This window comes from Paenibacillus sp. FSL R7-0272, assembly GCF_037969905.1.
In the GTDB taxonomy this organism is placed as follows: Bacteria; Bacillota; Bacilli; order Paenibacillales; family Paenibacillaceae; genus Paenibacillus; species Paenibacillus polysaccharolyticus.
Genome location: NZ_CP150221.1, coordinates 3,897,494 through 3,916,170, shown reverse-complemented (window position 1 = coordinate 3,916,170; position 18,677 = coordinate 3,897,494). Strand labels below are relative to the sequence as shown.

Genomic DNA, 18,677 nt, shown 5'->3' with positions numbered 1-18,677 from the left:
AATAGGTGTCTGGTAATGCCCAAGTGCGCAGTGAAAGTTGCAAGCCTACAACATGCGGCAAAAAAATATGAGATTGGTAGGGGTGAAGGATGAAGAAGTTCGGTTTTTTGGTACTGTTATTTGTCTTTGGGCTCGTTTTCCCGGGCTATAGTCATGCAGCAGCAGACACGAAAATTATCCTAGACGGGAATGAGATCGTACAGCCTTCGGATGCGAAAGCGGATAACATCAATGGTAAGGTGATGGTCCCGATTCGTACGGTTTCCGAAAGTTTGGGATACTCTGTCGATTGGAAACAACAGTCGCAAACGGTGACGATTAGCAAAGACAACACTGCCATGCAGATGATTGTTGGACAGAAGACGGCAACAGTGAACGGCAGTAACGTAGACCTGGATGCCCCGCCCCTCGTAAAAAATGGTACGACTTTAGTACCACTCCGTTTCATCGGAGAGCAAATGGGTCTTAAGGTGGGTTGGAACAACACCACGAAGACGGTAACATTAGTTACCCAGAATGCAGGTTCCGGAAACGGGACAACCACTCCCCCGAACTCTGGTAACGATGGCGGAGGATCGAGTCAGGAAGGTCTTGTACAAGTGAACGGCATTAGCTTTAGCGACAACCGTTTCATGATTGCTACAAGTGGAAGCACAAAGCCGAACGTATTTACGATGAACGGCCCGGATCGAATTGTAATTGATCTGCCAAATACGGCTTTTGCGGATTCGTTTAGTCAAGGTCAGGCGCTGGATAGCAATCAAAATGGTCAACTCGTTGTTAACGGTTATCCAGATGTGTCTCAAATTCGTTATTCCTTATATAGCAACAGTCCTTCTACCATTCGGTTTGTTATTGATCTGACAGGCGCCAAAGGGTACAGTGTGCAGAACGATTCAGGATTGCTCATCATTGATCTAAACAATCAAGGTAGCACACCTGCTCCGCCCGTTGGTGGGAATGGCAAGAAAGTTGTAGTCATCGATGCGGGGCACGGAGATCAAGACCCTGGAGCGATTGGTGTTACAGGCAAAAGAGAAAAAGATTTCAATCTTGCCATGGCATTAAAAGTGGAGGCACTTCTGAAAAAAGAGCCTCAGATCGATGTCGTATTAACACGTAGTGATGATACATTTCTCGCACTGAAAGAACGTGTGAAGGTTGCACAGAACATAAATGCAGATATCTTCATCTCCATTCATGCGAATAGCGGCCCTGTCGCGGCAACGGGGGTAGAAACTTTTTATTCCCGCTCGGTTAGTAAGGAACTGGCTAATATTATGCACAAGTATCTCGTGAAGTCTTCCGGTTTAAAAGACCGGGGAGTAAAAATGGCCAGTCTCCACGTAACCCGTGAAACAACGATGCCTGCGGTGCTGTTAGAGGGAGGATTCCTTAGCAACAAGAGTGATGAAGCTGTATTGTTTACGGAAAATTTCCAGAACAATGTAGCCAAAGGTATTGTTGCTGGGATCAAGGAGTATTTGGGAATTCAATAAGGGACAACCCTTATGCTGAGGAGGATGAGTTAGAATGAACAAAAAAATATGGATCGCAGTTTTGCTGGTAACGGTTATGGCCGTAGCTGCTGGATGTGGTAGTAAACCGACAGCTGCTCCAAACCAGACACAAGGTGCGGGATCAGAGACACAAACAGGGAACGGCGCTACAGAAGTGGACGGTCAGGTCATTACCGACCCTACGACAGCTGGTTCCGACGATAACACAACACCATCTAACTCAGCGAACGGAAGCTCGGAGGGAACAACGTCTTCTGGTGGAGCTTCTTCTGGTGAAGTATCTACGGACAAACCTTCAACATCCGACAGCAAGGAGAAGAAGTCTATCGAAGTGTTTTATACCGATCCGGAGGAGCTGGAACTTCACAAAGCGTCAGCCGAAATTACGTTTGCATCGGAAGATGACAAATATAAAGAGGCTTTTGCTTCTTTGCAGCAAAGCAAAGATGAGAAGCTCGTTCCGCTATGGTCCAAAGATATTGAGCTGAAATCAGTTCAATTCAAGGATGGAGCACTGACACTGGATATTCATATGCCGGATACGGCACGTCTTGGTGCTGGTGGTGAATCGTTTGCCATCGATGCGTTGAAACAAACGTTCTTCCAGTTCGATGAGGTAAAATCACTTGATCTGCTGGTAGATGGTAAATCAACTGAAAGTTTGATGGGACATGTGGATCTTGAACATCCAATGACAAGATCCAATTAAGTTTTGCTTCAAGTGCGTTACCGTAGACTCACGGATTGAGGTCGTTTTTATATGAGAGAGGGGAATCATAGGTGACTTTTAAATATAACCATCCATCACACTCTAAAAAAGTAGTATCAGCCGTGCTTGCAGGCATGATGGCCCTTAGCGCGGGTGGAGCTGCTATGGCAGCAGACACAACAGAAACGGGACAGGGCCAAAATGCGGCAGTACAAAGTACGGCTGCACCAACAGGTTTGTTTAGTGATATCAAGGCTGGATACTGGGCTGAGAAACATGTATACAAGCTGGCGTATCAAGGTATTCTTCTCGGCAATAACGGCCTGTTTCGTCCAGGGGACGCGGTAACGCAACAAGAAGCGATAACGATGGCCATCCGTTTTATGAATATGGAATCGCAGTTGAACACGAGCACGGCTGCGGCATTACCGACAAATATGCAAGTAGGAAACTACTTTAAGCCATATGTTGCGCTTGCACTTCAATTGGGACTCGTGGATAAAACGGAAGAAGCATCATCTGATGTCTCCAAAACAACATGGGGACAAAAGCCGGCAACTCGTGAATGGATTACTAAACTATTAATCCGCTCGTTGAACAAAGATGCTGAAGCGAAAGCACAGAATAATCAGTCCACTGGATTTGCTGACAACGCAAATATTTCAGACAGTGCGAAAGGGTATGTAAATCTGGCTGTTAGTTTGGATCTGGCCAAAGGTTTGGAAAACAACAAGTTCAATCCGACAGGCTCTGTAACTCGTGCTCAGCTTGCGACATTTTTTAGTCGTGGTGAATCGTTGACGGATACGAAGTATCCGAATACTTCTACGGGTTATGTTACCGGATTGAAAGACGGGCAGATCACGCTACTAGTTGACGGTAAAACGGTTAACTATGCAGTGAACAGCAATACCCCGTACTTTACCAAAGATAGTGAAACACGCGCATCTGCATCGGATGTGAAACTATATACGAAAGTTCTTATCGTTGGTTCGGCAGGTGCAGCTTCCTATGTGGAGGTTGTTGATGCCAAGCAACAAATGGAGAGCGTAGAAGGTACGTTTGCGCGTGCATTGTCCGGGAACAAAATCGGTCTCTTTGTAGGCGAAAACTATGAAACATATACTTATGATGAGAATACTGCATTCATGGATCAGAACGGAAAAGCAATTAAATTGTCTGATATTACAGTGGACAGCATCATTGAAGTACAGCGCGAGACGTTCTCTGCTGACAAAAAAACAGTGGTGATCCGGGTTAAATCCGGTATCGTTAACAAGAGTGACAGCGGTGTAGTTGCGGAAGTGGTTACTTCCGGAAAAACGATCAAGCTCGTGAATGCTGCGGGGGCAACAGAGCAGTATACGTATACAGATAATTTAATTATTCGTTATCAAAACCGCATTTTGTCTTTGGCTGATTTGAAGGCAGGCAGCACTGTGAAATACACTGTCAAAGACAGTGTTCTGCAGACAATTGAGCTGAATCAGGGCGTAGAACAATCCGTTCGTGGAACATTAGTTGAGATCGGCGGCAATCAATCCACATTGACGTATAAACGTGATGGAGGTTCACTTGAAGCAAAATTGCTGAGCGAGAAACCGGAAGTGATTATCAATGGTATTCAAGATGCAACGCTGAATGACCTGATTACAGATGCGAACAATGGTGACAAGGTTGAATTAACATTAAACAGTGATGACCAGGTAACTCGCATTCAGGTGATTGGCCGGCAAATGGAGCCTCTGAACGGGGCTACAGTTGTATCCTATAACAGTAAGACCAAAGTGCTTACTGTACTGGATGCAAATAAAAAACCTTATGTATTCACACTGGATGAAAAAACAAAAATGGACTATAACACAGTCAAACCGACACTGGCAGGTCTGGAGTCCTTGCTCAATGACGGACGCAAACTGGATCTGACTTATGTGGGAACTCGTGCATTGTCTGTGAAGATAATTTACAAATACGAAGGCACAATTAGTAATATTGATACAACAAACCGAAAAATCAGCTTGTTATCTGGCAACCAGACGATTACAGTTCCTTATACGACAGCACCAGCGGTTGAAATGTATAACAAATCAACGGCTAGTCTGTCTGATTTGAAGGTAGGGGATAATGTTGCGGTTACCCTTGGAACAAATCAGGATGTAGCGCAGAAGATTGCATTGAAAACAGTTGCTCAATTCGAAGTGGTCTCCATGGAATCCAACGGTCGTGTTCGGGTAAAATCAGATCTGCTTACAAGTCAGTTTTATGTGGATCAAGCGGTATTGACTGGCGAAAGTGGTCAATCCATTACACCTTCCCAGTTGACTGCAGGCAATTTGATTAATGTAACGTTTGAAGGAGTTACACCGAAGGCTGTTCAAGTGGTTAAACGTACGCTGGCTGAGGTTACTGCAGTGGATGCAACTTCGGTTACATTGAAACAGTTTAATGGTGCGACAGATAAAGTATCTGTGAGTGGACCTGTTAAAGTTGTTAAAGCCGGTTCGACATTAACATCTTTGACTAACCTCACGGTTGGCGACCGTGTGGAAATGACTAAAGATACAGATAATTCCACGCGTTTCAGAGTGCTTACTGTCATGAGTAAACAGTTCTGGTCTTATGATGGAGTGGGTAACCAGATTTTGGTTAAACGCGAAACAACATCAGACATGAACTACCGTTTTGCACTGGGATCTAATGTATTTGTTCACCAGGGTGACAATACTTTAAGCGTGCAATCTCTCAGAGATAATGATAATATTGTATTGTATCTCCTGAACAACGTCGTGATGGAGATTCAAAAACAGTAATCGTTTCTTTTTCGAGGATCAAAAGAATGACCGTCTTGATACGGGATCTTTCCCGCATCAAGACGTTTTTTTTGCAAGCTTTTTGGATCCCCGCCAAGCTACTTGGCTGAAGCTTGAAGTAAGGCTCTACAGTGTGGAGCAGACTTGTGGGAGGTAGCCCTTCATGAATGCAGCGACGGTAAGACATATACTCGAAACCATGGAAGCCATGTTTCCTGATGCACATTGCGAGTTAAATCACAGCAATGCATTTGAACTAACGGTAGCGGTCCTTTTATCTGCGCAGTGCACAGACGAAACGGTGAACAAGGTCACTGCAGATTTGTTTCAAAAGTACAAAAGCCCGGCCGATTATCTAATGGTTCCTCTTGAAGAGCTGGAGCAGGATATTCGCCGAATTGGATTGTACCGAAACAAGGCCAAGCATATCCAGAACATGTGCCGAATTTTAATAGAGCAGTATGGCGGCGATGTACCGCAGGAACATGATCAGCTTGTCACACTGCCAGGTGTCGGACGTAAAACCGCGAATGTTGTCGTTTCAAATGCGTTTGGAGTACCGGCGATCGCTGTAGATACTCATGTTGAACGTGTGTCGAAGAGACTGGGGCTCGCGGGTTGGGATGACTCCGTACTTGAAGTCGAGAAGAAACTGATGAAGCGCGTACCTCGGGATGAGTGGACAATAACTCATCACCGGTTTATATTTTTTGGACGCTACCATTGCAAGGCTCAAACTCCCCAATGCCATATCTGTCCGCTCTTAGACATATGCAGGGAAGGGAAAAAACGTATGAAAACGTCCCAGATCAGGAAAGATAAGGAACGTGTCACCACCCGAAAACGAAAATTAAATTCATAAGTAGAAAAGGATGAATAACGATGAAATGCATTTCCGTGTACACTGACAATTTTGAAGCCTTCTCCGATATTTTTGAACAAATCGTTGAACAGGAAATGGCGGAGAATGAAGAAAAAGAAGTTGAAGGCATTACTGTGAGTCACTCTGGTGACGTGCCTGAGCATTATCTGGAGCGTATGTCTACAAAGCCTGAGGTTGTTGTAATGAGAGACAAAGGCCGTGGCATTACCATTTTGCAACATGGTCAAGTTTTTGAAATCCTGTTGCCTACAATGGAAAACGCAGTATCTTAAGTTTTTGTTAACCTATGATCAGGAACCTGGTTGCATTGACATTGCCGAGAAGTGATCGTTAATGTAGCTGCTAGACATGTCATGCAGCCAGTTACTTGATGATAAACATCCCTAATTAGTGTGGGAGTTAAAAGTATAACCTGTATAAAACCGACATGTCGGTTTTATTTTTTTATAGATACATAGTAACGGATTAACGTACCAAACAAACGTAAACGTGGAAATTAGCGTGATGAGTTGGTTCGAAAGAATTTTTTGACATCATCGGGCGTGACAAATCATCTCAAATTGAACTTATATTGATCTGGAATCCATCTACATGCAGATTCAAGTGAAATCGTTCAAATTCAAACATGATGATGTTAAACTATATGAAGATAAATCAGAGATTGACGTCGAAACGGATGTCAAATTAGAGGAGCCAGGAGGAAGGCCAGTCATGTCCAGAACAGATTACCCAGCAGAAATGGCCACACCTTTGTTACCGCTACGTGAAGCAATGAAGCAGTCAGGGGACCATACCGCTGTAGAGACACTAACGGATTTAATCAGCAAGGCTGAAACGAAACATCTGACGATTGCGTTCTGTGGACATTTCTCGGCAGGCAAGTCGAGTTTGATCAACAGCTTGTGTGGCAAGCGAGTACTGCCATCAAGTCCGGTGCCAACCAGTGCCAATGTCGTCGCAATACGCAACGGCAAGCCGAGAGCACTTATTTATACTTCACCGAACGTAAGCGCTGACAATAAAGCAGGAACATTGGAAGTTTCACCAGAGGAGCTGGAGACGTATTGTAAAAATGGAGGGGCGTACAGTTCGATAGAAGTATGGGATCATATTCCGCTACTACAGGACGATGCTGTATTGCTGGACACGCCAGGTGTGGATTCGACGGATCGCGGACATAGCCTGGCTACGCATTCGGCACTACATCTGGCTGATGTTGTGTTCTATGTGATGGATTACAATCATGTTCAGTCGGAGACAAATCTTTCTTTTGCCAAAAGTTTGTCCGACTGGGGGAAGCCACTATTTTTGATTGTGAATCAGATCGACAAACATCGGGAACGGGAGCTTTCGTTTGATCAATATGTGGATGGGGTAGAGGCGATTTTTGCCGCATGGGAAGTCCGTTATGACGGTCTGTTATTCACTTCCTTGCGTGACCAGCAGCATCGATATAATCAGTGGAGTCAATTACCGGAACTGATTACTGAGCTGATGACCAAGAAAGAAGAGCTGATCTCTCACAGTTTAGCCAGTTCAGCCAGTCATATCACGGAGCAACATCTGAGACGGGAAGCCGGGAAGAGAGAAGATGAAGAAACTGCACTGCTTGAAGAAGTAGGAGGACAAGAAGGTATCGAACGTTTGGAGCGTGAGATTGCTCTACTGGATGAACAAGTCGCAGAGCTTCGAGCCAAACCGTCGCGAGTCCGTGAGAAATTCAGGGCAGAGGTGGATTCTTTGCTTGCTAACGCAAACCTGACCCCAGCGGATATCCGAACTTCGGCTGGTCATTATTTGGAGAGCCGCAAGCCGGGATTCCGGGTAGGTCTGCTCTTTTCAGGAGGCAAAACGGAACAGGAGAAGCAGCGCCGGGCTTCGGAACTGGTGAGACTGCTTCAGGATCAGACTTCCAGTCAAGTGGAGGTTCATATTCGGACGATGCTCAGACAGCTAGGGGAAGCTTATCAGGTCTGGGATGCCGCGTGGGAGCAGGCACTTAACACAGAGCTACCTGCAATTAATGAAGGATTGCTTGAACTGAAACGAAGTGCGAGTGCAGAACTATCGCCTGAGTATGTCATGCAATTCAGCAAAGATGTCCGGGGCGAGATTGAGGCCCGGTACCGTAAGTCGGCCATGCTGCTGGCCGACCGCATCCTGGAAGCACTGGCTGCGCAGGGCGAAGCCGCGCTCCAGGCGCTGGACGCCAGCCGCGCAGCGCTGCTGGCGCAATCCGCGGTGGCGGCGCGCTACACGGCGCTCCAGCGCGCCGCCGCCGAAGAGGCAGCAGGGCTGCGCAGCCTGCTGCCTCCTGCGGGCCCCCTCCCCTCCGGGCTATTGCCGGAGGTGAAGGGCCCGCACGTGCCCGCGCCTGAACCGGGCGAAGCTCCCGGTTCGCAGGCGGGCACGTCCGCGTCTGTGGCGGCGCAGCCCCAGACGCAGGCCCCTGCGCCGCCGCGCGTAGCAGCGGCGCAGGGCGCACCGGCGGCGGCTGGCGCGGAACGCCGCCGGCGCCTGGACGCAGCAGCGGCACGGCTGGAAGCCGCTGCTGCGCTGGTGGAGCCGTACCCCGCCATGGGGTCGGCGGTACGGGATTTGCGTGCACGCGCGGCTTCGCTTGCGGGTGGCACGTTCACGCTCGCGCTGTTCGGTGCGTTCAGTGCGGGCAAATCCTCCTTCGCCAACGCATTGCTGGGCGAAGCGGTCCTCCCGGTATCGCCGCATCCAACGACAGCGGCGATCAACCGTATTATGGCTCCGGCCGGTGGCATGGAGCATGGTACTGCCCGGGTCCGCATGAAGACCCGGGAGGCCTTCCAGGAGGACCTTGCCTATTCCTTCCGTCTGCTTGGTCTTGGAGAGCCGGGCACGGAATGGCAAAAGCGGGTGCAATCACTCACGCCTCAGGATGTACACCCAGCAGGGCGTCCGCATTACAGCTTCTTACAGGCTGCTGCGGCTGGCTGGGAGGAAACAGCGGATCAACTTGGGCAAGATGTGCTGGTGGACTTGAATGGATATCGCCATTTTGTAGCCAATGAGAAGAAATCCTGTTTTGTAGATTCCATTGATCTGTATTACAGCTGTGACGTGACTGAACAAGGAATAGTGCTTGTGGATACACCTGGAGCAGATTCAGTCAATGCCCGGCATACAGGCGTAACGTTTAATTATATGAAAAATGCAGATGCATTGATTTTTGTAACCTATTATAATCATGCCTTCTCCCAGGGAGACCGGCAGTTCCTGAATCAACTTGGGCGAGTGAAAGATAGCTCCGCGATGGATCAGATGTTCTTTGTCGTCAATGCGAGTGATTTATCTTCCTCGGAAGAAGAATTGGAACAGGTGCTCGATCATGTAGGGACAGAACTGCGGAAAAACGGGATTCGTTCACCACGTCTTTTCCCGGTATCCAGCATGCTTGCGATGGAAGGTAAAATGGATGGAAACGTTGATCGATTGCAACAATCGGGCTTTATGCGTTTCGAAGAAGAGTTTAATCAATTTGCAGGCAAGGAACTGGCTGATCTCGCAGTTGGTGGAGCCTCCGAAGAGCTGGCGCGTGTCATTCAGCGGTTAAAGCAACGTGCAGAGGATGCGGCACAGGGGGAAGAAACACTGCGTCAGCGGCGAGATGAACTGGGCACGATCTCGGAGCAGTCACGCTTGCGGATTGAGCGATTAGCGCAGCGATCAATGAAGGATGAACTGTCACAGGAAACGAATGAATTGCTTTTCCATGTCAGACAGCGTTTAGCCTTCCGACTGGGTCAGTTTATGGCAGAAGCGTTTCATCCATCCGTATTACGTGAAGATCAGGGCAACTTGAAAACGGCGTTCGCAGCTTGCGGCCGGGAGCTGTTGCGTATGATCGGCATTGAGCTTGAACAGGAATTACTCGCCACAACACTGCGATTGGAGCAGACTGGTCATGCTTGGGTTGGCAAGCAAGTAACTGAATGTATTAATGAAGTGAAGCAGCTGACAGGCGGTATCGACTTGTCCTTAACCTTGGATGAAAAGTGGAGTACTCCTGTGCTGGATGAAATCCGGCTAGAAGAACCGTCGGGCTGGAAAAACTACTGGAGTTACTTCCGGAATCCGAAGCAGTTCTTTGAAGGAGAAGGGCGTCAGCGCCTTCAGGAGGCACTTGAGCCGGTGCTCAAACAGATGATGATTGAAGTGCTCCCGACCTCAGAACAGAAGCTGGTGCAATTTTATGATACACAGGTTCATCAATCGGTGCAGCATCACTCTCGTCAGCTCACCGAAAGGCTGGAAGAAGCCGTTACGGGCATACAGGATACCCTTGCAAGTGGAATCCAGGCTGAGCAATGGGTGGCCTTGTCCGAACAGCTTGAACAAATGCAGGAATAGATGGTCATGGGGGTTGCATCACCGTGTGAAACTTCTGACAAGTGATACGCTATATTGCCACAAGGTTGGTTGATCACATCTGCAAATATTTTGGAAACGTTTGTAAAATAATTGATTTCTTCCATAACCCAGTGAAAATGTTGCAAAAAAGCGTCAAAAAAGGCTCCCGCCGCAAAGGCATATAGGGAGCCTTTTTTTGGCATGAACAACCTGAAATATAGAGAATATTCAAACATTTGATTGAAAGTCGGCTATTGGCATCCGTTAATGCGATAATTAGCTGAAAGTCGCCTGAATATGGTCTATTATTCGCTTTGCCGCGAATGAGGGACGGTGATAAACTTCATAAATGTTCATATCATTTCAAGCAACATTAGAGGAGGAGACACATGGATGTTCTCAGGCAACTGCAAACCTATTTTTGGGAGAAGCGAACGTATTTATTGGTATCGATCTTGTTTCTCGCCTTAGCGACCGCACTAGGATTAGTCTATCCGAACCTGCTTCGAATTTTGATCGATGACGTTATTGTGCCACGTAATTTTGAAGACGTTCCCATGCTTGCCCTGACGGTGTTAGGTGTTGTTATTTTGAAAGCAGGCATGCAATTTTTACACGGTTTCTTTGGCGGACGTCTAGGCAATTATTTGGCGTATCGTTTACGTAATGCCTGTTATGAAAAACTTCAATTTTTATCCTTCCGTTATTATGATACGGCCAAAACAGGTGATCTGATGTCCCGCCTCACGGGAGATTTGGAGGCCATCCGTAACTTTATCGGATTTGGTTTCGCCCAGATTCTTAACATGGTTCTAATGGTCGTATTCGGCGCAATTATGATGATGACGATGAGCTGGAAGTTAACACTGTTGACGCTCGTCTGCATCCCTCTGCTTGCCTTCGTTGCGCTTCGATTCGAATCCAGAATTCATCCGGCCTTTCAGGAAATGCGATTGGCATTAAGCTCGCTGACTACAGCGGTGCAAGAAAACATTACAGGTGTAAGAACGGTTAAATCGTTTGCACGTGAGCCTTATGAAGTGGAGAAGTTCTCCACACGAAATGAACGCTACAAAACGAATCAGATCCATGCCGCCACGTTGTGGAGCCGCTATTTTCCGATTATGGAGATTCTGGCTTCGGTGAGTGTTGTACTACTGCTTGTTGTCGGTGGCAGAATGGTAATCCAGCAAACCCTGACCTTGGGTCAACTTGTTGCCTTCTTCAGTTTGATCTGGTACATAATTGGTCCAATGTGGGGCCTCGGCTTTCACATTAACAACTACACTCAGTCCAAAGCTTCAGGTGAACGGGTGCTTGAGTTGCTGAACACCCCTGTGGATGTGCAAGAGACCGAAGACCCGGTTATTGTGGAGACAGATCAGGTGAAAGGTCATGTGACCTTTGAATCGGTAACGTTTGCTTATGGTAACAAAATGCCTGCTGTAACCGATATTAATTTTGATGCTCCGCCTGGTTCTGTAATCGGTTTCCTCGGAGGAACAGGATCAGGGAAATCTACGATTATCCAGCTTTTGATGCGTGCCTATAACGTGAACTCCGGTTCGATCAAACTCGATGGCAGAAACATTAAAGATATGGGCATTCGTAGCTTGCGAAGTCAGATTGCTTCCGTGTTCCAGGAGACGTTCCTGTTCTCCTCTAGCATACGTAACAACATCTCCTACGGGTTGAAAAATGTGACGATGGAAGAGATTATCCGCGCCGCCAAGCTGGCGAAGGCTCATGACTTTATCATGGAGTTTCCCGAAGGATATGATACGGTCGTCGGTGAACGCGGTATGGGACTGTCCGGAGGACAGAAGCAGCGGATTGCTATTGCGCGGGCTTTGCTGAAAAATCCGAAGATTCTTGTCCTTGATGATGCCACAAGTGCCGTGGACATGGAAACCGAACATGAGATTCAGTCGGGCTTTCAAGAGGTTATGCGCGGCAGAACGACATTTATCATTGCCCATCGGATCTCTTCGCTGCGACATGCAGATGAGATTCTGGTGCTGGACGAAGGACGCGTGGTACAACGCGGCAAACATACGGAGTTAATTCAAGTACCTGGACCGTACCAGGATGTCTATAACATTCAATATGCAGACTACATTGCCCGCGAGAAGCGGGAGGCTGGGGAGCAGGTGAACTCATGAGTGCCGAAACAATAACAGACAGGCGAGAGGTTAAGGAAACCTCTAATAAAAAAATGAATGAACGATTTGTCTATCAGGATGATGAAGTGATCGAAAAACCGTTTAACTGGCAAGAGTTTGCACGATTGTTTGCTTACATGAAACCGTATGCGAGGCAGCTCCTGCCGTTTGTGATTCTAATGATGATTCTCGGAACGATTACGAAATTAGCCGTACCTTTTCTAATCAGTCTTGCAATCGATAGAGCTATTGCACCGCAGACCGGGGTACCTAGCATGACACTGCTGTATATTATCGCAGGTTCAATCTTGCTACTGTATCTCATCCAGTGGGCAGCGAACACATACCGTATTAAACTGACCAATATTATTGGGCAGCGGGTGATTTACGATCTTCGCTCAGACTTGTTCAAACATATTCAGAAGCTGTCCTTTAACTTTTTTGATAAAAGACCCGCAGGTTCCGTGCTTGTACGTGTAACGAATGACATCAATTCTTTACAGGATCTGTTCACGAATGGTGCGGTTAACGTCATGATCGACTGTGTGCAGCTGCTTGGTATCATCGTCATTCTCCTGTTGATTAACTGGAAACTCGGTCTGGCTGTGATTATTACGGTGCCGATTATGTTCATTATATCTACAAAATTACGGGTGCTGATTCGCCGGGCGTGGCAGGATGTGCGTATGAAGAACTCTCGGATTAACTCTCACCTGAATGAATCCATTCAAGGAATCCGGGTTACGCAGGCGTACACTCAAGAAAAAGAAAATATGAAATACTTCGACAACATGAATATGTCCAGCAAAAAGTCGTGGGACAAAGCATCAGCAATGAACCAGGGATTTGGTCCTTTGATTGAAATTACAGGTGGTTTCGGGACGTTAATTCTGTTCTGGTACGGCGCACATCTCATTCAAAATGAAATGTTGACCGTGGGTTTGCTCGTGGCTTTTGCCAACTATGTCGGCAACTTCTGGGACCCGATTAACCGTTTGGGACAGATGTACAATCAGTTGCTGGTTGCCATGGCATCTTCTGAACGAATTTTCGAGTTTATGGATGAAGAGCCGAATATCGCTGACAAACCAGGTGCCAAGCCGCTTCCTTCTATTAAAGGGGATATCGTATTCGATAATGTCGTATTTGAGTACGAAAAGGGAAGACAGGCGCTGAAAGGTATTAGCTTCAAGGCGGCGGCAGGGCAATCCATCGCACTTGTCGGTCATACAGGCTCGGGTAAAAGTACAATCATCAATCTGATTAGCCGTTTCTATGACATCACGGGCGGCCGCCTGACCATCGATGGACATGACGTGCGTGATGTGACGGTGGAAAGCCTGCGTAGTCAGATCAGCATTGTGCTGCAGGATACATTTATTTTCTCAGGTACCATTCGGGATAATATTCGTTTTGGACGGCTGGATGCGACGAACGAAGAGGTGGAAGAAGCGGCGAAGGCCGTTAACGCGCACGAGTTTATCATGAAGCTTCCGGGTGGATATGATACCGAAGTGGAAGAGAGAGGTAATGTGTTGTCGATGGGACAACGGCAATTGTTATCTTTTGCCCGGGCATTGCTCGCTGATCCGCGCATCTTGATTCTGGATGAAGCTACAGCCAGCATTGACACGGAAACGGAGTTGAAAATTCAGGAAGCCCTCAAAGTATTACTTCAGGGGCGAACGTCCTTTATGGTGGCTCACCGCCTCTCCACCATTCGTAATGCCGATCATATTATTGTGCTGGATCATGGGGAGATCAAGGAAGAGGGCAACCATGAACAGCTTATCCAGAAACAAGGAGTCTACAACGGTCTGATTGAAGCACAGTATCGGTTTTTGTAATAAACATAGCGAGTAACGCAGGTTTACAGACACTTCAGCTTATTTTGTTTGGGTGACCCTTTCATCGGACGGTCCTGATGAGAACACTGAGACAAGGCTGAAGTGTTTTTTTGAATATAATCATTGGGCATTCCTGGATCAACTTGAGTGCAAGATGAATCGTTTTTATTGTTCAAAAATGAATAACGAAATTATGTTATATTTTAAATAATTGAAGGAAGCACAATAGAGATATGTGGAGGAAAATATGCAGATGAAAGCCACTGATGAGGCTAATTTATATACATCTTTTGATCAGCTGGATCTGCTGCATTTCAAGTTGGTTGAATTGGAGTCAGCAGTTACAAGTCATTCTGAATCAAACTGGCGTCTCGGAAAACATTTTCTGGATCGTTATCTGTTACTGTGTATTACTGATGGTGAAGGATGGCTTACGGTGGACGGTCAGTTCATTGAACTCCGGAGCGGAGCAATATATATAGGTCTGCCTGGACAACTAATTGAAGCAGAGCTTAGGGGGAGAGAAGCAGGAGGACTCTATCAGATCAGATTTAACGTTTTTTTAGGGGAACAGTCAAACTCAAACGTAGTATCCGCTTTGGGGATGATGAAGCAAGTGTGTACGCAGACGAATGGTCGTGTGATTCAATGTAGCTCACCGGTTGCCGTGAGTTTGTTATGTCAGGAAATCGAGCAACTGATCCGTGGGGAAGACAGGCTGCAGCATTTTTTAGGTCAGATTCGTTTTCAGGAGCTATTGTATAAGATTTTTAATGATATGGTTTATGTACAGTCCCACCAACCAGCATTACCTATTGAACAAGTTAGACATTATATCGAACAGCAGTATATGAAGAAAATAACGATCCAGGATTTGGCTGAGGTTGCACGAATGAGTTCTCGTCATTTCATGCGGTTGTTTAAGAAAATGTATGGCTGTAGCGCAATGGATTATTTGACAATATACCGGATCAAACAGGCTCAGATCATGATGAGGAATGATCATAGTCCAAGGCTAAAGGAAATTGCAGCTTGCGTAGGGTTTCAAGACGAGATGTACTTCCGCCGAAAATTCAAGCAAATTACAGGTCTCCCGCCAGCAGCTTTTATACAAAATAGCAAGCAACGTATTGCTGCGGTTCACTCGCTTGGCATTGGAACATTACTGGCTCTCCAGATTATTCCTGCCGCTGCTCAAGCTAGTCATCCCTGGACAGCGTATTACAGACGAAAATACCAAACAGATAAGGTAATACCTCTGATCGATAATGAGCATGGCTGTTTGCAGCAATTAGAAGCGATTCGTCCTGATTATATTGTCGCTGTTCGTGAGGAAATGTCTGAGAGTATGATGCAGCGTTTAAGTTCAATCGCACCTGTTTGTGTGTTAACTCAGTCGGAAGGAGATTGGCGGGATCATCTGAGAACGGTAGCTGAATTTATGAATCGGCTTGAGGCGGCTGAGGTGTGGCTCGAAAGATATGAACAAAAGGCTGACGTAATTAGATCACAGCTATCCAAGCAGGTGCGTCAAGACCGGTTAATCGTGCTTCGTGTGCATGGTACGGAAATACAGGTTATGAATCCGCAAACCATCGCTTCGGTGTTCTATAACGACATGCAGTTAAGGGCGCCAGAGGGTATGGAGTATATTTGGCATAAGCCGCATTTTAATATCGGTGATCTAGCGGAATTAACCATTGATAGGGCATTGCTTATTGTGAGTGAAGACGAGGAATCAAGACAGACGTGGGCAAAAATTCAAAAGTCAGAGGTATGGATGGCGACAGAAGCGGCTCAAAATGACTGCATCGATATGTTGATCCCTAGTGTTCTGCTGGATTATACGGCCTTTACCCATGAATTGATGCTGGATGAAGTGTTAAAGTTGTGGCGATATCGTCCATAAGATAAAGTCGGAATCGTCAATATCTTGGAACGCCGTTATTTAATATACTACTCCTATGTCTAATTGATAATGATAATTATTATTGATTGGTGCTTATCATATCTTTTCATATATAGGAGGTACATAAGAAGTGAAGTCAAAATGGTGGGTTCTTATAGGTGTCTTGTTAATGGTGTTATTACTGGGTGCATGTGGGAAGGCTGCTGGGCCAGACACTTCTGCTTCTGGAGAGAGCGAAAAAAGCTCATCCAGCGCCGCAACGAATACAACGAATGACAAAGGTGAAGTGAAAGTCGTTCAGACCGAGATGGGCGAAATCACGATTCCCAAGTCTCCTAAGCGTGTGGTTGGGTTATCTGTTGTATATCCAGAGCTGTTATATTCACTCGGTATTGTTCCGGTAGCTGTTCAAAATTATCATGAGGACTTCCCTAAGTATTTGCAGGAGCCTTTCAAAAATACAATGAAGATGGGGATTGCTAAGACACCCAATTTTGAAGCGATCCTGGAGGCGAATCCGGACTTGATCATAGCACCTGCATGGTGGTCGAAGAAGGATTATGATCAGCTGTCAAGTATTGCACCGACGGTGCTTCTGCCAGAGCGTGAAGAATGGCCTGAAGAACTACAGGATATCGCTGCGGTTTTTGGCAAGGAAACAGAGGCCAAACAGGTTTTGGAAGATCTTAAGCAACATGAAAAAGAAGGAGCAGACAAGCTGCACAGCCTCATCGGTGATGAAACGGTGTTATATGCGCGAGTGATGGAGAAAGAGATTGTTTTGAATGGTCCCAATCTTTCTCGAGGTGCTTTTGTCCACAAACGGTTGGGTTTAAAACCTGTGAGCAATTTTCCAAAAGATGAAACCGGACTGTCCATTTCGATGGAAGTATTGCCAGAATACGATGCAGATCACCTGATTATCCAGCTTGATGATGAGGAAAATCCGGAAATTCAGAAGAAATATAATGACATGATGAGTACATCCATCTGGAAAAACCTGAAGGCTGTTAAAAACAATCATGTGTATCTCGTAGGCGGCAAAGAGTGGTTCAATCTTGGAATGGCACCGATGTCAGATAATTATGCAATCGATGATCTTGTTGCTGCTTTTGAAGAGAAAAACAAATAAACATCTGGAAATGGCTTCGATACCTTGTGGTTAATATGAGCGGTGAACATAAGATAGGAGGTGTTAAGTCATGCATGATCAGGATATTTTTGATGTAACGATTATTGGCGGCGGTCCAGCAGGAATGTATGCGGCTTTTTATGCAGGCATGCGTGAAATGAAAGTGAAGCTGATTGAAGGAAAGGATCAGTTAGGTGGTTTTCTGCACACGTATTCTGATAAAACGATATGGGATGTGGGCGGACTACCCCCAATGAAATGTGCCAAGCTGATCGACTGGCTTGTTCAGCAAGCGGGTACTTTCGAACCGAATCTGGTGTTCGGCCAGAGTGTTGATGCAATAACCCGGCAGGACGATGGAGTAATTGCACTACACACGCTTACGGGTGAAGTGCATTATACGAGGAGTGTTATAGTTGCCATTGGCAGGGGCATCGCCGAGGTGCAGAAGCTTGAACTGGACAGTGCACATCATTATGAACGGAGTAACTTGCATTATACGGTACAGAATCTGAACTATTTTGCTGGAAAAAAAGTATTAATCTCGGGCGGTGGCAATAGCGCTGTGGATTGGGCACTTGAACTTGCGGGCTTGGCTGACACGGTAACCGTAGTTCATAGACAGGATGATTTCCGTGCATTGGAGCATAATGTGAAACAGATGAAAAGCAGGACGAAGGTACTCACCCCCTTTAAAATTGATCGCTTGTACGGCAATGCAGAATGTATACACCAAGTTGCCATATCCAATGTGGATACAGGTGAGAACATAGATCTTGAAGTCGATGAGATCATCATAAACCATGGTTATACGAGTCAAGCAAGCAATCTTGCCCGTTGCGGTCTGGTTATGGATGAAGGCATGATTACCATGAACCAACGGGGTGAAACCAATTTACCAGGTATTTTTACAGCTGGAGACTGCGCGATACGGGAAGGCAAAGTGCGTTTGATTGCGGGAGCTTTTAATGATGCGATTGTTGCGGTCAACAGTGCCAAAACTTACGTTGAACCAACCGCGGCTGGGATGGGATATGTTTCGTCCCATAATGAACTGTTTCGGGAGAAAAATCGTGATTTGGAGAAAAGTGACTCATTAAAAGGATGAATTATAAAACAGGAAAAATTAGGTTGTATGCTTCTTTAATTTTATATCCTTAAAAATGGGAGGAATGGAAAGAGTATCGAATCCGGGAATGTAATTTGTAAAATTTGATCGAAAAAACACAAAAAATCTTGTAAAATTCACAAGAAAAATAGGGAGTACTCTTGCAATCTTTAACCAAAACCCCGAAAATAGAGAGACAGATATAGAAGATTTC

General features: G+C 46.2%; 11 protein-coding genes. All 11 read left to right on the top strand.

Features of this window, described 5'->3' with window-relative positions; all coding sequences use genetic code 11:
* Positions 1-89: 89 nt before the first annotated feature.
* Complete coding sequence (locus MKY23_RS17275; protein ID WP_090917096.1) at positions 90-1,499, top strand: N-acetylmuramoyl-L-alanine amidase family protein; 1,410 nt, start codon at positions 90-92, stop codon at positions 1,497-1,499.
* A 34-nt stretch (positions 1,500-1,533) separates the two neighbouring features.
* Positions 1,534-2,229: a GerMN domain-containing protein gene (locus MKY23_RS17270; protein ID WP_339831090.1), complete on the top strand. Its 696-nt coding sequence runs from the start codon at positions 1,534-1,536 to the stop codon at positions 2,227-2,229.
* 71 nt (positions 2,230-2,300) lie between these two features.
* Positions 2,301-5,039, top strand: coding sequence for an S-layer homology domain-containing protein (locus MKY23_RS17265; protein WP_339831088.1), 2,739 nt, complete (start codon positions 2,301-2,303; stop codon positions 5,037-5,039).
* Positions 5,040-5,202: 163 nt separating this feature from the next.
* Positions 5,203-5,901 (top strand): endonuclease III, encoded by a 699-nt coding sequence (nth, locus tag MKY23_RS17260; RefSeq protein ID WP_090917090.1) that lies wholly within the window; start codon positions 5,203-5,205, stop codon positions 5,899-5,901.
* Between the two features lie 20 nt (positions 5,902-5,921).
* Complete coding sequence (locus MKY23_RS17255; RefSeq protein WP_090917088.1) at positions 5,922-6,194, top strand: NAD/NADP transhydrogenase alpha subunit; 273 nt, start codon at positions 5,922-5,924, stop codon at positions 6,192-6,194.
* Between the two features lie 439 nt (positions 6,195-6,633).
* Positions 6,634-10,305: a dynamin family protein gene (locus MKY23_RS17250; protein ID WP_339831085.1), complete on the top strand. Its 3,672-nt coding sequence runs from the start codon at positions 6,634-6,636 to the stop codon at positions 10,303-10,305.
* Between the two features lie 389 nt (positions 10,306-10,694).
* A complete protein-coding gene (locus MKY23_RS17245) occupies positions 10,695-12,467 on the top strand; it encodes an ABC transporter ATP-binding protein (protein ID WP_339831082.1) in 1,773 nt (590 codons plus the stop codon).
* Positions 12,464-14,314, top strand: a complete 1,851-nt coding sequence (locus MKY23_RS17240) for an ABC transporter ATP-binding protein (protein ID WP_339831080.1) — start codon at positions 12,464-12,466, stop codon at positions 14,312-14,314. Before MKY23_RS17245 ends, MKY23_RS17240 begins: the two co-directional genes overlap by 4 nt.
* A gap of 253 nt (positions 14,315-14,567) precedes the next feature.
* Complete coding sequence (locus MKY23_RS17235; RefSeq protein WP_339831078.1) at positions 14,568-16,223, top strand: AraC family transcriptional regulator; 1,656 nt, start codon at positions 14,568-14,570, stop codon at positions 16,221-16,223.
* Positions 16,224-16,353: 130 nt separating this feature from the next.
* Positions 16,354-17,355 carry an iron-siderophore ABC transporter substrate-binding protein gene (locus tag MKY23_RS17230; protein WP_339831076.1) on the top strand — a complete coding sequence of 334 codons (1,002 nt, stop codon included), beginning with the start codon at positions 16,354-16,356 and terminating at the stop codon, positions 17,353-17,355.
* Between the two features lie 70 nt (positions 17,356-17,425).
* Positions 17,426-18,463, top strand: coding sequence for an NAD(P)/FAD-dependent oxidoreductase (locus MKY23_RS17225; RefSeq protein ID WP_339831074.1), 1,038 nt, complete (start codon positions 17,426-17,428; stop codon positions 18,461-18,463).
* Positions 18,464-18,677 lie beyond the last annotated feature (214 nt).

Excerpts from the sequence above, each read along its gene's own strand:
- MKY23_RS17235 (WP_339831078.1), top strand. The coding sequence starts at position 14,568 with ATGAAAGCCACTGATGAGGCTAATTTATATACATCTTTTGATCAGCTG.
- MKY23_RS17275 (WP_090917096.1), top strand. The coding sequence starts at position 90 with ATGAAGAAGTTCGGTTTTTTGGTACTGTTATTTGTCTTTGGGCTCGTT.
- MKY23_RS17270 (WP_339831090.1), top strand. The coding sequence starts at position 1,534 with ATGAACAAAAAAATATGGATCGCAGTTTTGCTGGTAACGGTTATGGCC.
- nth (WP_090917090.1), top strand. The coding sequence starts at position 5,203 with ATGAATGCAGCGACGGTAAGACATATACTCGAAACCATGGAAGCCATG.
- MKY23_RS17250 (WP_339831085.1), top strand. The coding sequence starts at position 6,634 with ATGTCCAGAACAGATTACCCAGCAGAAATGGCCACACCTTTGTTACCG.
- MKY23_RS17225 (WP_339831074.1), top strand. The coding sequence starts at position 17,426 with ATGCATGATCAGGATATTTTTGATGTAACGATTATTGGCGGCGGTCCA.
- MKY23_RS17245 (WP_339831082.1), top strand. The coding sequence starts at position 10,695 with ATGGATGTTCTCAGGCAACTGCAAACCTATTTTTGGGAGAAGCGAACG.
- MKY23_RS17240 (WP_339831080.1), top strand. The coding sequence starts at position 12,464 with ATGAGTGCCGAAACAATAACAGACAGGCGAGAGGTTAAGGAAACCTCT.
- MKY23_RS17255 (WP_090917088.1), top strand. The coding sequence starts at position 5,922 with ATGAAATGCATTTCCGTGTACACTGACAATTTTGAAGCCTTCTCCGAT.